Origin of the sequence: Pigmentibacter ruber, from assembly GCF_009792895.1 — a bacterium.
Taxonomy (GTDB): Bacteria; Bdellovibrionota_B; Oligoflexia; order Silvanigrellales; family Silvanigrellaceae; genus Silvanigrella; species Silvanigrella rubra.
The window spans coordinates 646,013-660,536 of the sequence record NZ_WSSC01000001.1; the positions used below are offsets into that span (position 1 = coordinate 646,013).

At 31.1% G+C, this 14,524-nt stretch carries 13 protein-coding genes; 9 read left to right on the forward strand and 4 right to left on the reverse strand.

What is annotated here, in order from left to right:
- The first annotated feature begins 47 nt into the window (after positions 1–47).
- From gpmI to GOY08_RS02725, 4 genes are all read left to right on the forward strand, one after another.
- Positions 48–1,796 (forward strand): 2,3-bisphosphoglycerate-independent phosphoglycerate mutase, encoded by a 1,749-nt coding sequence (gene gpmI, locus GOY08_RS02710; protein ID WP_158997026.1) that lies wholly within the window; start codon positions 48–50, stop codon positions 1,794–1,796.
- Between the two features lie 65 nt (positions 1,797–1,861).
- The gene (mazG, locus tag GOY08_RS02715; protein WP_158997027.1) at positions 1,862–2,740 is read left to right on the forward strand and encodes a nucleoside triphosphate pyrophosphohydrolase; all 879 of its coding nucleotides are present in this window, start codon (positions 1,862–1,864) and stop codon (positions 2,738–2,740) included.
- Between the two features lie 75 nt (positions 2,741–2,815).
- Positions 2,816–3,802 carry an SseB family protein gene (locus GOY08_RS02720; RefSeq protein WP_158997028.1) on the forward strand — a complete coding sequence of 329 codons (987 nt, stop codon included), beginning with the start codon at positions 2,816–2,818 and terminating at the stop codon, positions 3,800–3,802.
- A 26-nt stretch (positions 3,803–3,828) separates the two neighbouring features.
- Positions 3,829–4,842 (forward strand): KpsF/GutQ family sugar-phosphate isomerase, encoded by a 1,014-nt coding sequence (locus GOY08_RS02725; protein ID WP_158997029.1) that lies wholly within the window; start codon positions 3,829–3,831, stop codon positions 4,840–4,842.
- A gap of 9 nt (positions 4,843–4,851) precedes the next feature.
- Here the strand turns inward: GOY08_RS02725 and GOY08_RS02730 are convergent, their stop codons facing one another.
- Complete coding sequence (locus tag GOY08_RS02730; RefSeq protein ID WP_158997030.1) at positions 4,852–5,802, reverse strand: hypothetical protein; 951 nt, start codon at positions 5,800–5,802, stop codon at positions 4,852–4,854.
- Positions 5,795–6,259, reverse strand: a complete 465-nt coding sequence (locus GOY08_RS02735) for a hypothetical protein (protein ID WP_158997031.1) — start codon at positions 6,257–6,259, stop codon at positions 5,795–5,797. Before GOY08_RS02735 ends, GOY08_RS02730 begins: the two co-directional genes overlap by 8 nt.
- A 103-nt stretch (positions 6,260–6,362) precedes the next feature.
- Here GOY08_RS02735 and GOY08_RS02740 point away from each other — a divergent pair, with 103 nt between their 5' ends.
- Positions 6,363–8,687 carry a RelA/SpoT family protein gene (locus GOY08_RS02740; RefSeq protein WP_158997032.1) on the forward strand — a complete coding sequence of 775 codons (2,325 nt, stop codon included), beginning with the start codon at positions 6,363–6,365 and terminating at the stop codon, positions 8,685–8,687.
- Positions 8,684–9,871, forward strand: a complete 1,188-nt coding sequence (locus GOY08_RS02745; protein ID WP_158997033.1) for an MFS transporter — start codon at positions 8,684–8,686, stop codon at positions 9,869–9,871. Before GOY08_RS02740 ends, GOY08_RS02745 begins: the two co-directional genes overlap by 4 nt.
- Here GOY08_RS02745 and GOY08_RS02750 read toward each other — a convergent pair.
- A complete protein-coding gene (locus GOY08_RS02750; protein WP_158997034.1) occupies positions 9,860–10,576 on the reverse strand; it encodes an SDR family oxidoreductase in 717 nt (238 codons plus the stop codon). The genes GOY08_RS02745 and GOY08_RS02750 overlap by 12 nt on opposite strands.
- Before the next feature lie 207 nt (positions 10,577–10,783).
- Here GOY08_RS02750 and argH point away from each other — a divergent pair, with 207 nt between their 5' ends.
- From argH to GOY08_RS02765, 3 genes are all read left to right on the forward strand, one after another.
- Positions 10,784–12,082 carry an argininosuccinate lyase gene (gene argH / locus GOY08_RS02755; RefSeq protein WP_158997035.1) on the forward strand — a complete coding sequence of 433 codons (1,299 nt, stop codon included), beginning with the start codon at positions 10,784–10,786 and terminating at the stop codon, positions 12,080–12,082.
- A gap of 67 nt (positions 12,083–12,149) precedes the next feature.
- Complete coding sequence (locus GOY08_RS02760; RefSeq protein ID WP_158997036.1) at positions 12,150–12,881, forward strand: substrate-binding periplasmic protein; 732 nt, start codon at positions 12,150–12,152, stop codon at positions 12,879–12,881.
- 154 nt (positions 12,882–13,035) lie between these two features.
- Positions 13,036–13,428 carry an acyl-CoA thioesterase gene (locus GOY08_RS02765; protein ID WP_158997037.1) on the forward strand — a complete coding sequence of 131 codons (393 nt, stop codon included), beginning with the start codon at positions 13,036–13,038 and terminating at the stop codon, positions 13,426–13,428.
- A gap of 22 nt (positions 13,429–13,450) precedes the next feature.
- Here the strand turns inward: GOY08_RS02765 and GOY08_RS02770 are convergent, their stop codons facing one another.
- Positions 13,451–14,494 (reverse strand): chitinase, encoded by a 1,044-nt coding sequence (locus tag GOY08_RS02770; RefSeq protein ID WP_158997038.1) that lies wholly within the window; start codon positions 14,492–14,494, stop codon positions 13,451–13,453.
- Between the last annotated feature and the right edge of the window lie 30 nt (positions 14,495–14,524).

Genomic DNA, 14,524 nt, shown 5'->3' on the forward strand with positions numbered 1-14,524 from the left:
AGAACTTCGTACTTGTTTTACGGAGACTAATATTGGAGCAAAACAAAATGAGTTCTACAAATTTTAATCAGTTAAAACGCATATCACCATCAATACCTGATCTCAAAATCCTGACCATCGTAATGGATGGAGTAGGTTTGACCAACATTCAAGCTAATATAACTTCTGAACTGAAGAAGCAAAATGGAATATTACCGTCAGAAGCTTTCCATGTTGGAAATGCTGTGAATGCTGCTTATACTCCTAATTTATCGAGTCTTTTTTCTAGTCCCTTATTTCGGACAATCAAAGCGCATGGGCTTGCTGTTGGCTTACCAAGTGATGACGATATGGGAAACAGTGAAGTCGGGCATAATGCCTTAGGTGCAGGGAGGGTTTTTGCACAAGGTGCTAAATTAGTAAATGCGGCTATAGAATCTGGCGAATTATTTGAAGGGAATACTTGGAAAAAATTGGTATTAAGACCAGAATTAAAATCTGGCCAAAATACTCTACATTTTTGTGGGCTATTTTCTGATGGAAATGTTCATAGTCATATGGAGCATTTATTTGCTTTAATTCGCAAAGCAAAAAAAGAAGCTGTAAAAAAAGTTCGTCTTCATCTTCTTCTAGATGGAAGAGATGTGGGGCCATTAACTGCTACAGAATACATAGCAAAACTACAGTCATTTTTATCTGAAATAGGAGGTGATCATTTTGATTGTAAAGTTGCTTCTGGAGGAGGAAGAACTTTTGTTACTATGGATCGTTATGAAAGCGATTGGAGTATTGTAGAAAGAGGGTATCAAGCACATGTTTTAGGAGAAGGGCGTCAATTTTCTTCTATCTTAGAAGCAGTTGAAGTTTTGCGGAGAGAAAAAAATTATTTTGATCAAGATCTACCTCCATTTGTCATAGCAGAAAATAATAAACCTGTTGGTACAGTTGAAGATAATGATAGTTTTGTATTTTTTAATTTTAGAGGCGATAGAGCGATAGAAATCACTCGAGCTCTCACAGAAGAAAACTTCTCAGCTTTCCAAAGAAAAAGATTTCCAAAAATATATTTTGCTGGAATGATGCAGTATGATGGTGATTTAAAGTTACCTGAATTATTTTTAGTATCACCTCCTGCAATTGATAATACTTTAACTGAGTTACTTAGTAATGCAAATGTTAAACAATTTGCTTGTAGTGAAACTCAAAAATATGGTCATGTTACTTATTTTTGGAATGGAAATAGAAGTGGAAAATTTAATTCTAGTTTAGAAAATTATTTAGAAATTCCATCTGATTTAATTCCTTTTCAAGAAAGACCTTGGATGAAATCTGCCGAAATAGCCGATGAAACTATTAAACAAATGTATAATAATTCTTTTGAAATAGGGCGTATTAATTTTGCAAATGGTGATATGGTTGGGCATTCTGGCCATTTTGCTTCAGCTGTTCTCTCTGTAGCTGCTGTAGATCTTGCACTAGGTAGAATTATGCAAGCAGCTAAAGAAACAAAAACAATATTAATAATAGTTGCTGATCATGGAAATGCTGATGAAATGTATGAGCTAGATAAAAAATCTAAAAAAGTTGTTTATGAAAAAAATGGTCAGCCAAAATTAAAAACAAGTCATACTTTAGCACCTGTTCCTTGTGCAATATATAATGCAGAAGTTTTAGATAAATCTGTTTCTTTACGTGAAGATTTACCTGATGCTGGTTTAGCAAATATTGCTGCAACTATTTTACATTTAGCAGGTTTTGATACTCCGGCAAATTACGAACCTTCATTACTAATAATTGAAGAAAAAAAAAAGAAATAATTAATATTGATGTAACCTTAAAAAAAGTACTTTATTATCAAAATAGTTTTGCTAATCGTTACAAATTGGCTCTTGAAACGTTAAGTTTTGCTGACACTATTGCCCAATTAAGGGCACCCGATGGCTGTCCTTGGGATAAGGAACAAGATTTAAATTCTTTGCAGTCATATTTAATTGAAGAATCCTACGAGGCTATTGAGGCATTACAACAATATTTGCAAAATAAATCATTAGACAATGCAAAAAATTACGCAGAAGAATTAGGTGATGTTTTATTACAAATTTTTTTAAATTCACAAATAGCAGCGGAAGAAAATTTATTTAATATATTTGATGTATTTAAATTAATTAATAAAAAAATGATTGATAGGCATCCGCATGTTTTTGTAAATTCTGAAAATCAAAGAAAAATTATAAAAAACTCTGAAGATGTTGTAAAGCAATGGGAAGATATTAAAAGTAATGAAAATGTAACAAAAAAAACAAATCAATCTTCTTCATTGCTTAAAAAAGCTATAAAGAAGAGAGGAATACCTACCTTAAATTTTGGCCAAGAGGTCTCTAAAAGAGCTAAAAAATTAGGTTTTAGTTGGAATACATTACCTGAAATATTCGCAGATGTTCTATCTGAAGTTCAAGAACTAAAAGAAGAATTACAACAAAATAATATTAATTTTGAACGAGTAGCAGATGAAATAGGAGATGTGGTATATGCTCTTTGTAACTTAGTACAATTTCTTAAAGAAACAAACGTTGAAGCAAAGAATTATGACTTTGATTTATTAGCGAGAGGTGCAATTGATAAATTTATCAACAGATTTATGGAAATGGAAAAGATTATGGAAGAAAATGGCACACCTTTAAGCGAAAATTCAGTAAAAAATATTTCTTTGGAACAATGGAATGATTTATGGAAACAAGCTAAAAAGAGACGTTATCGCTAATATTATGCCTTGCCAAAGTAGGCTTGGTGTAGCATGTTTTGCTGTGTTTTATGAATGAAGATAAAGGAAGCTTTTATGGTACTCAAAAGTCTGTTTGGCAAAAAAGATCCAACTAAAAAAACTGAAAATTCTCCAAGTATTGAAAGTTCTGAAGAAAGCATTTCATCGGAATCTCAACCACAACAAAATGAACCATCACCAGCTCTGCATTTAGAGGGGGCAATGGTAGAAAATGCAAGAAATGATAATGCTGAAACAAGGGCGAAGGTTTACCAAGAGCTCCTTTTCTCTGACTTGTTATTGGCTCTAGCGGATACAGGGGCTCCGAGTGCCGCTGTGAATGAAGCTACCGCTATAGCTGATAATCCAAGTGTGAATGTGGCTATACTTGCAAATAATCAAGGAATTCAGTTTGCAGCGGCATTTACTAGCGCAGCAGCTGCAAGACGCTGGCGTGCTGAAGGTGGGCAATACGTATCTATCAGAGGACAAGATGTTTTTAAACTTTTAGAACCAAGTCCCGCAGAAGTGATTGTAGTAAATCCTGGAAGTGCTCCTTTTGTTGTATTAAATAAAGTTGAATACAAGCAGCTAGCAATGGGGATTGTTCCTCAAACACAACGCAGTCCTGTGCAAGTAAATGTTTCTAATGAAGCGAATCCAAATCAAGCACCTGCCGATGGTATGCAAATTGCTTTCCCTCCTGATGCTTTTAATGAATTGCAAAAGCAACATGCATTAAAAATATTAACTGATTTTGAAAATATTGAAGCAGCGGCTTTAGGTGCTATTTTGCCACCTAATACTTCACAGGAAAATGGTTGGTTGAGAACTATTTTCTTAAGAGTAGTTGGGTTAGAAGAGTCACAAGAAGCTGTGCAAAAATTTTGTTTAAATGTACGCGATACTATGCGGCAAGACAACGACTTTTTTATTGAAACCCAGTTTGAAGTAGGAGTTATGCCTGATCCTAATTTTTGGCTAGCAATGCATCAAAATAATTTTATTTTACTAGATAAAAATCCACCTAATTTAGCTACAGAAAATGTGATTAAACAATAACTCAAAGCTTTGGAGTGTCTCTGAATATGTTGGAACCCATGATTAAAAGTGCAATTGAAAGAACAGAGCATTTTTCTCAAGCAATAAACTGGTATAAAACAGCTTTTCAGGAAAACCCTGAATTTAATCAAACTTTTCAAACCTTAGCGAATGAATTAGTAACATGTTCAAGATTAAACACATCATTAAAGCAAGTCTTTTTTGTAGCTGTAGGAAAATCAGCGCAAGTTGCTCAACTTGCTGTTTCTATGCTTGTAAGTGTGGGAATTGTTGCTCGCTTTGTTCATCCAACTGAAGCATTTCATGGGGATTTTGGTGTTGTTGGCAAACAAGATACTGTGGTTCTTATTTCAAATAATGGAAAAAGCAGTGAGTTATTACAACTAATTCCTGGGTTACAAGAAAGAGAAGTAAAAATATTTGTTCTTACTTCGAAAGCGGATTCTCCTTTAGCAAAAGCAGCCAAACATGTTTTATTTATTCCTCCTTTTGAGGAAAAGTGTCCTTTAAGTCAAGCGCCGATTACAAGCTCAATAACTTCTCTTGCACTTTGTCAATTACTAGTAGCAGCGACAGTTGAGTTGAGAAATTTTCCAATAGAAGAATATGCAAAAAACCATCCAGGTGGAGCAATTGGAAAGAGAATATTTTTAAAAGCTGACAGTCTCATGATTCAGGGAGAAGACTTACCACTGGTTAATAAAAATGAAAGTTTTAAAACAGTAATTTCAATTTTCACTAAATTTTCTAAAGCAGCAGTGTTAGTTGTTGAAGGAAAAAAGTTTTTAGGACTTATTTCTGAGAAGGATTTACGAACTGCTATGGAAAAGCATGGTGCACAAGTATTTGATCTTAAAGCTAATGAATTTATGAATAAAAATCCTACTGTTATTTTACCAGGTTTACTAGCTATTGATGCTTATAAAAAAATGTGCTCTAAAAATCCACCATTTAATTTATTGCCTGTGGTTGATGCTGAAGGAAATGCAGTTGGAATGTTGAGAATGTTAGATTTTATTACAGCAGGTATTCATCTTTAATATTTTAAATTATTTTTTATGAATAGTTTTTGTTTTTTCCGTCTTTTCTATTTTCTCGCTCACGACACTGTCTAATGTGGCATTGGCGAGGGATTTTAATTTTGGATCTTGATGATATTTTGCTAACCAAATAATTTCTCTTTTAATATAACCATCTTTTTTTCCCAGTATTTTCATTATTGGAAATAATCTAAATTCAACCCAAGGCTCTTCGCAACGAAAACTAGTAATCCAATCTTTAGGATTATATTCAACTATTTTAATGATTTGGTCTAAAAAGGTTTCGCGATAGGATGTAGTCGATGCTGCAAATATGATATTTAAATCGTTAAATTCACTTACAGTTAATTTTTCTTTTCTTGTGATCATTTCTGTTAAATATCTGCCCATTAATATAGGAGTCCAAATTCTTACCATGTCGGGGTATTTTATTTCTTTTCCTACTTGTGCTTTACCATACTCTGAAACATTTAATAGTTTTGTATTGTCTCTTTCACGAATTTCTTTGCCAACTCTTTTAATCCAACTCTTTAACGAGAGAATGTAACCCTGTTCATTTGTTTCTTTAAGTACATCTATCCAGCTGCTTAAATATCCTTTATCAATTTCAAGCTCAATCATTTTAGTGGCCTCTGGAATTTTTGCAACTAAAGCTAAAGCCAAAATAGATTGTTCGCCTGCTTTGGGTTTGTATTCCTTTTCTGAAATTATTTTTTTTATATATTCAGTGAGAATTTCTATACATGCGGGATACTTTTTATTTGTTAACCCAGATATAAATTCAACTCTTTTCTGCTCTTTAGATAAAATTTCTTTTCCAATGTTTGCCAAGAATTTTTCTTGACTAGAATTTTTCTCACAAAAATTAATAAAATATTCATCTGATTGACTAGCAGACTCTGCAAAAGCTAAACTAGAAGTTATAATTAATAGCAAATAAAAATAAAAGTATTTAAACATTAGTATTTTCAACTTTCCAAAAAAAAGAATGATTGGTCTTTTCTGTCAAAATAAAATTTAAGGCTTTTGCATGTGGTAAATTTCTTATCTTAAATAAAATTTCAGTTAAAGAAAAATATTCGTCTGCATAATAAAAAATTTTTTCATTACATCCTAATGATTTAGAATTTAATAGAGCAAAAGGATATAGGATATCAACGGGTAATTTTGCTAATAACTCTATTTTGTAATGAAATTTTATTTTTTTTCCAGTCATTCGCGTAAGTTCATCAGAAATATAATGTATACTTCTTATAAATATACTTCGATGTTTAGGAAATTCAATTTGCTTTTGGCAAAGTATTGGCAGTAGAGAAATTCTTAACTCATTTAATTTTTTATGTAAAATAATCCAAGCAAGAAGACCCCAAATTAAAAAAACTGCAAAAATAAAATGAAAAATAAAATTTGCTAGCAAAAAACTCTCCTTAACTTTACAAAAAGCTTGTCTTTGTGCAAAATCTACTATGCAAATTATTGCATATTCTTTTGATTCTTAACACAAAGGGAGTTAATCCTGAATGGGAAATGAAAATAATAAAACATTTCTTCCGTACGCTGAGTCGCCGAAACCTGAATCCGAATCTCCCTTGGAAGATCCTGAAAAAATAGCACAAAATGCTTACCTTTCCTTGAAAGAGAAATGCTTCCAGTATTTGGAACCATCTGTTGAAACTATATTATACAAAGCTTTCCAATTTGCCCATAATCTTCATGCAGGACAAATGCGGAAAAGTGGAGAACCATATATCATTCATCCGCTTGCAGTTGCTGAAATTCTTTCCGAATTTAAAATGGATGAAACATCTTTAATTGCTGCAATACTACATGATGTTGTAGAAGATACTCACGTATCAGTTGAAGAGGTATCCAAGGAATTTGGCGAGCAAGTTGCAGCTTTGGTAGAAGGGCTAACCAAATTAGCAAAAGTTCAATTTCGTTCCTCCCAAGAAAAAATGGCTGAAAATTTTCGGAAAATGATTGTGGCCATGTCTAGAGACATCCGTGTTATTATCGTTAAATTAGCCGATAGAACACATAATATGCGAACATTACGTGCTTTAAGTCTAGAAAAAAGGCAACGTATTGCTGAAGAAACTTTAGAAATTTATGCACCTCTCGCTGGTCGCTTGGGGATGTATAAAATAAAAGCTGAACTAGAAGATCTTTGCTTACGAGAATTAAAGCCTTCAGTTTATTATAGTTTAATTGCAAGAGTAGCACAGAAAAAAACCGAACGTGACAAAATTATAGAACAAGCGCGGGATCATTTAGATCAGAGATTAAAAGAAGCGCAAATAAATGCTAAGGTGTATGGAAGAGCAAAACATTTTTATTCTATTTACCGAAAAATGTCAGATAAACAAATTGAATTTGAAGATATCTACGATTTATTTGCATTACGAGTCATCGTAAATACAGTGAATGAATGTTATGAAACACTGGGAATTATCCATAATATCTATCGCCCTGTACCAGGCCGTTTTAAAGATTTCATTGCTATGCCAAAAGCAAACTTGTATCAAAGTTTGCATACAACAATAGTTGCTGCAAAAGGTGAACTTTTAGAAGTGCAAATTAGAACTGCGCAAATGCACCATATTGCTGAAAACGGGATAGCAGCACATTGGGCTTATAAAGAAAGAAAAAAAGATCCGTCTTCACCTGGACAAGTAAATCCTGCTGCTTTTGAAAAGTTTAAATGGCTAAAACAAATTGTAAAACATCAAAAAGAATTATCAGATCCAGATGAATTTTTAGAAGCGGTAAAAGTCGATTTATTTGATGAAGAAGTATATGTATTTTCTCCAAAAGGAGATGTGTTTGAGTTACGTAAAGGAGCGACTTGCTTAGATTTTGCTTTTGCAATTCATACTGATCTTGGTCTTAAAACAACTGGTGCTAAAATAAATGGTAGAATTGCAACGCTGCGAACTCGTTTGCATAGCGGTGATGTAATAGAATTATTAGTTGGAAATAAAGTTCGAGCAACGAAAGATTGGTTGAATTTTACAACTACAACTAAAGCTAGAAATAAAATTAGAGCTTGGTTAAGAAGTGAAGAAAGAACACAAGCAAAACAATTAGGCCAAGAATTGCTTGAAGAAGAATTGACAAAAAACTCTTCTAGTTTTGAAAAACTGCAAAAAATGGGCGTCTTTCAAGAGTTAAATAGATTATTTAGTGTTGGTGGATATGAAGATTTCATTCTCCAAATTGGTTATGGAAAAATAGATGTAAAACCAGCAGTTCAAAAGTTATTAAATTCTTTACAGCTTCCAAAATTACAGGAACCAACTCCTACAGCAATTGAACCTGTAAAAACAATGCAACAAGAACTGCAAGAAATTCGTTCAGTGCAAGAAGCAATAAAGCAAAGACAAGGAAAAAATAGAGCAGGTGGCGAAGATGCTGTCAGAGTGCAGGGTATGACAGGGATAGTAGTTCGCATGGCTCGTTGTTGTGAACCCTTACCTGGACAACCTATAGTAGGATTTGTTTCGCGTAGTCGAGGGGTTACTGTGCATGCAGCGAGCTGTCAATGGGCTTTATCAAATGATCCGGCCCGTAGGGTGGATTGTTCTTGGAATATAATATCTGCAACTACACATAATGTTAGAGTGCGCATAACTGCTCACGATAAACCAGGAATTTTGGCGGCCATCACTAAAATGGTTTCAGCTTCGCATATTAATATTGCAGGGATGGAATGTTTTACAAACCCACAGAAAAGAGCGGTCATATTATTAAAACTAGAGCTTACTGATATTCATCAGTTGAAAGATATTCATCAAAAGATTGAGGCTGTCGATGGTGTTATTTATGTAGAAAGAACGATGGGATGAATAGCCAAAAAAAATATAAGCTTCTTACTGCTTTAATATTTGCTGAAAGTTTAGAACGCTTTGCTTACTATTTTGTTTCTTTCCTAATACCCGCTTATATGATGTCTAGTATTCAAAATGGGGGATTAGGATTAACACAAAATTTTTCAAATATAGCCTCAAGTTATTTTTCGTTTGGAATTTTGCTGTTTCCTCTTATTTTAGCGCCTGTTATAGATAGATATTTTGGTTACTTTAAATCAGCATTATATGGTGGTGTTTTTTTAATTTTAGGTTATTTTACTGCTTTTATTTCTGTTTTCTTATTTAATTATATGATTATTTTAGGGTTAATTTTTTTAATGCTAGGAACATCTTTGGTTAAACCATCTTTTTCAGTTTTAATAGGAAAATATGCAGGAACATCTCATAAGTTACAAGAATTTTCTTATGTAATTTATATCATTTTTGTCAGTATTTCTTCAATTTTATCAGCTTATTTGTCAGCAAAATTTTTAAATGAAGTACTGCAATTTAAACCATTATTTTTATTTTCTTTTTTAATAATGAGTTGTTATACTTTTATAGTTACAATTCTTTTTCGGAAAGAAAAAAATGGAATTGTTCAATACTGCTCTGGTCATAAATTAAAGCATTCTAGTAACATTATGACTCAAAGTTTGTTGTTTTGTTTATTAATAGGAATTTCTATATCAATTTCTGGAAGAATATTTACTTATCCTAATCAAATAAGTTTTTGGTTTATTTCCTTCTTTTTTGTACTCTTTTTGCTTTTTCTTTATGCTATTATATTTAAAATAAAATCTAAAATTAAATATTACTTTTATTTAATTTTTTCATTAATGGCTTTTTTTGTCGGAAATAATTTATTTTTAAGAGAAATAGGATCAATATCTCCATTTTTTCCAAGTATATTTTCTGGCTTTGATATGCTGAATAATTTTTTAATTTTTCCTTTCTGCCTTGCATTTATATTAAGATATTCTCCACCAAAAGCGTTGGCAACAATGCAAGCTTTAGCCTTTTTTCTTTTTAGTTTATCCACTTTATTAGTAAAAAATATTTTAGCACAATTTACTTTTGCACCAAGTACTCAGCTCATATTTTTAGCACTATTGAGTTTAGGAATATTTATTTGCTTTCTAAGACTAGTTAATTTAGTTGCTAAACATTCATACGCCTGAAAATAAATATTCTAATTCTTTAGGATTTTTTAACCAAATTTGCCCATTTGTTTTAGACATGTTGTCAGGAAATATGTCTTCAATATCATTTTCTATTCCTGCAAAAATGTTTTTAGCAGCTTCATGCGTAGAGGTTTTTTCTAACGAAAATTCCTTGGACATGTCTGTGTCTATAGGACCAGGAAAAATGGCAAATACTTTTGTACCAGTTGAATTTAATTCTGCTCGTAAGGATTGGGTTAAAGACCACAAGGCAGCCTTTGAGGCACTGTAACCAGCAATGCCTTCCATACTAGCTAAAGAAACAATAGAAAGAACATTTGCAATTGCTCCCTCTGGTTTTTGAATAATACTTGGGGCAAAAGCACGAATCATATTTAAAGTTCCAAAAAAGTTAGTTTGGAAATCTTTTTCAATATCTTCGATTTTTGCTTTAAGTGGCGAACCAAATGTAAGAACACCCGCATTATTAATCAATATTTCAACATCTTTGATTTTCAAAGCTAAACGTTCAATAGATTCTATTGAGTTAATATCCAATTCTACCTTTTCAACATTTTTTGCGTTAAAATGACTTAAATTTTCGATATTTCGTGCAGTTGCATAAACTTTTTTTGCCCCATTTTCTAAGGCTTGTTCAACTAATGCTCTTCCTATTCCTCTATTAGTTCCGGTAATAAGAAGCGATTTACCCTTTAATTTCATAATCAAACCTCATAAAATGCTTGGTGTTTGATAGGACTGAGATTGGTATTATACAGACTATTTTAATAATTTCCTCTTTTAGAAAAAAATGAATTCCTTCTTGCCAGAATTGAAAAAACAGGTTATTTGAATATTTATTCAAATAATGAATAAATATTCATTATGATTTTAAAAATTTCAATAATCACTGATATATAAGGTTTAAAAATGTCTAATACTAATAAAGGAAGCAATATCTGGGGAGGTAGATTTACAAAATCTTTAGACCCTTTGGCTATAAGTTTTAATGCATCTATAACCTTTGATTATAAATTAGCCTACTACGACATTTGGGGAAGCCAAGTTCATGCACAAATGCTCGGAAATCAAGGAATCATAACTCAATCAGAAGCTGATAAGTTGATTTCAGGACTTGAAAGTATAAAAAATAATGTCATGCAGGGGACTGTTACTTTTTCTAATGAATTAGAAGATATTCATATGAATATTGAAAATTTATTACTTAAAGAGGTTGGAGATATAGCAAAAAAATTACATACCGCTCGGAGTAGAAATGATCAGGTCGCACTAGATTTAAGATTGTATCTAAGGGCTGAAATTAAAGAAATTATTTTGCTTTTAGAGAATTCAATAAGATCATTGAAATTTTGTCAGCAAAAGTATGTAAATACCCTTTTACCAGGATATACACATTTACAAAGAGCTCAGCCTATAAAATTAGAAAATTATTTTGGTGCTTATATCTCTATGTTTAATAGAGATATTTCGAGGTTAAATGATTGTTTATTGCGGTTAAATTATTGTCCATTAGGTGCAGGGGCATTAGCTGGAACTGAATTACCAATAGATAGAGAATTTGTGGCAGAAAAACTGCAATTTAAAGGTATTATAGAAAATACAATTGATGCTGTAAGTGATCGAGATTTTGTCATGGAATTTTCATCAGTTTCAAGCATAATTATGACTCATTTATCTAGATTTTCTGAAGACATTATTATCTGGGCCAGTGAAGAATTTTCATTTGTCAAATTAGATGATGCATTTGCAACCGGATCTTCTCTTATGCCAAATAAAAAAAATCCTGATATTCCAGAATTAATAAGAGGAAAATGTGGCCGTGTGTTTGGTAATTTAGTAGGAATTCTTTCTGTAATGAAGGCTTTGCCTCTTGGTTATAATAAAGATTTACAAGAAGATAAAGAATGTCTTTTTGATACAGTTGATACTATAAAAGCTTGTTTGCAAATATTTTCGCCATTTTTAACAAGTTTATCTTTTCAAGTAGAAAATATGCAAAGTGCAACTAAAAATAGTTTTATCTGGGCAACTAAACTATTAGAAGAACTTGTAAAAAATAATGTTCCTTTTAGAGATGCACATGAATGTGTTGGAAAAATTATTTTATACTGCATAGAAAGTAATAAAAATTTTGCAACTTTAAATAAGAAAGAGTGTGACTTTTTTTCACCATTTTTATATTCATCTATTTTAAAAATTTATTACTAAAAATTTGAGGCATAAAGTGAAGTATTTAATAAAAATTTCGATATTCTATATTTTAAATGGATTTATAATGAGTAATTTATTTGCAGATGAGTTAACAACTCTTCAAAAAATAAAAGCGGAGGGTAAATTTAAAACCTGCACTGCTGGGGGATTTCCTCCTTTTTCTGTCCATGGGAAAGATGGTTGGGTGGGATTTGATGTTGACATGATCAAATCTTATGCTAATTTTCTTAAAGTTAAATATGAAATAGTTGACTATCATTTTGATGGTATTATTCCCGCATTAAATACAAAAAAATGTGACATGATAGTTTCAGGAATGACAATAACAGATGAACGTAAAAAAACAGTACTCTTTAGTAACTCATACTTTAAAGATGGAATTAGTGTATTAATGAAAAAAAATAATTCGACCATTCTGAATAACTTTAGTTTCGATAAATTAAATTCTGAAAATATTAAAATAGGAGTTCGTTTAGGTTATACAAGTGATTTTTACGTTGGGAAAAACTATAAAAAAGCAAAAATATTAAAATTTAATGAAACTGCTGATTTAGTAAATGCATTAAAAAATAATCAAATTGATGTTATCTTTACCGATACAAATAATGCTATTAATATTTCTTCTAAGTTTGGTGATTCTTTTATTTATAAAAATACAGAAGTACAAGATGAATATTTTGGAGTTGCATTTCGTGTAAAAGATAAAGATTTGATGGAAAATTTTAATCAATTTTTATCTTCTTGGACGAAAACTAAAGAATATACAGAAATTTATGAAAAGCATTTGGTGAAATGATAAAAGCATAATTATACTAATATTGGTTCAAAAAAATTTTATAACTTATTGAATTAAAATAACTAAAAAAAATTTAATTACAATAATTAAATTATAAAATACTTGCAAAAATTATTTTTTTGTGCTTTTGAGTTCAATAGAAGGAGAACAAAACGTGCAAGAATCAATTTTACTTTTTGATCAAGCTATTGAACCAAGATGGTGTGATTTCGATATGTATAATCATTTAACCAGTTCAAAGTATATAGATTTATCAATTGAAGCAAGATACACATATTTTAGAAATGAAATTCATAAAACACCTGAATTGCAATTAATTACAAAGTCAGTTCAAGTGGATTATAAAAAACCAATATATTTTTCTGAAAGTATAAATTTAAAATTGTACTTGTTAGAACTTTCCTCAGCATCATTTCAATTGCAAACCCAGTTTTTAGTAAATAATATTATTAAAGCTCTAGTATTAACAAAACTTGTAACAATTATTGATAACAAAATTATTAAAATACCTGAAAATTTTATAAATAAATTAAATGGTATAAAGTAAATTGAATTGCATTTAATAAATATTAATTAACATAGGAACCATTTTGGAAGTTTGCAAAAATTTTCATATATTCATAGTTAGACTTTTGATTGTTTAAACTTGAGCAATTTATGGAAACATAATTTACAGAACATGGTTTATCTCTTGAAACGGACCACATATGCAAACCACCTAAATTATTTTGTTTTGCAAAGATTGTTAAATTATATGCATCAATAAGAGTGAAATTTTCAGAACGAACATCATTTAAACCTATCATAGGCGTTAATTCTATTAAATTCCAGATTTGAGATGTATTCAATTTGGGATAAACTGTCTGTAAAAAAAGAAATAAACTATTTGCAGCTTGAATGGCATAGTTTGCCATATTTTGATTAAAGCTATAACCATAATCCATTGTCATTATATTTACTTTATATTTAATATTTGTAGATGTGGCTAATTTTAATAACCATTGTCCATCAATTGTAAGTCCATCTGGCATTGTAGGTAAGGTAAAGGAAATGAATACTTCCGGGTGTGTGGTTTGAATTTGTTTTACGGCAGCTAATAATTTTGTTAGAGCCGAACGATTTGCAAGAAATGCACCTTCAAGATCAAAATCAAGACCATTTGGTTTATAAGTAGAAATTATATCTTCATATTGTTTCGTTAGTGCATTTATTGTTGGACAACTTACACTAAGATCTGTTCCACTCGCTCCACCTAAAGAAATAAAATATTTTATTGAATTTGTTTGAAGTTGATTTGTTAAGTAAATACCCCATTTACTTTCCACCGAAAGAGCTTCTGTTCCAGCCCAAGCTGCCTTACAGTTGTTTCCTACTGCTTGAATAAATGCGAGTGTATAAGCATTAGTTTTTGTTTGTTGCGAAATGGGAAGAAGATCTGCTGGCCGTCCTTGGGGATAATTTTGCCAATCAGACCACACAGCATTTACTGTTACGTCATTATAAGGTGAAAAATAATTATTAAGATTTGTTTTTTCTTCTTGAGCAAAAGCACTTAACGAGAAATCAACGTAAAAAATCAGAAATAATGATTTTGCAATTAATTTTTTTATCATTATAAGACTCCTTGATTAATTGTTCAATGA

Coding starts and splice junctions, on each gene's coding strand:
- gpmI (WP_158997026.1), top strand. CDS start 48: ATGAGTTCTACAAATTTTAATCAGTTAAAACGCATATCACCATCAATA.
- GOY08_RS02720 (WP_158997028.1), top strand. CDS start 2,816: ATGGTACTCAAAAGTCTGTTTGGCAAAAAAGATCCAACTAAAAAAACT.
- GOY08_RS02725 (WP_158997029.1), top strand. CDS start 3,829: ATGTTGGAACCCATGATTAAAAGTGCAATTGAAAGAACAGAGCATTTT.
- GOY08_RS02730 (WP_158997030.1), bottom strand. CDS start 5,802: ATGTTTAAATACTTTTATTTTTATTTGCTATTAATTATAACTTCTAGT.
- GOY08_RS02740 (WP_158997032.1), top strand. CDS start 6,363: ATGGGAAATGAAAATAATAAAACATTTCTTCCGTACGCTGAGTCGCCG.
- GOY08_RS02745 (WP_158997033.1), top strand. CDS start 8,684: ATGAATAGCCAAAAAAAATATAAGCTTCTTACTGCTTTAATATTTGCT.
- GOY08_RS02750 (WP_158997034.1), bottom strand. CDS start 10,576: ATGAAATTAAAGGGTAAATCGCTTCTTATTACCGGAACTAATAGAGGA.
- argH (WP_158997035.1), top strand. CDS start 10,784: ATGTCTAATACTAATAAAGGAAGCAATATCTGGGGAGGTAGATTTACA.
- GOY08_RS02760 (WP_158997036.1), top strand. CDS start 12,150: ATGAGTAATTTATTTGCAGATGAGTTAACAACTCTTCAAAAAATAAAA.
- GOY08_RS02770 (WP_158997038.1), bottom strand. CDS start 14,494: ATGATAAAAAAATTAATTGCAAAATCATTATTTCTGATTTTTTACGTT.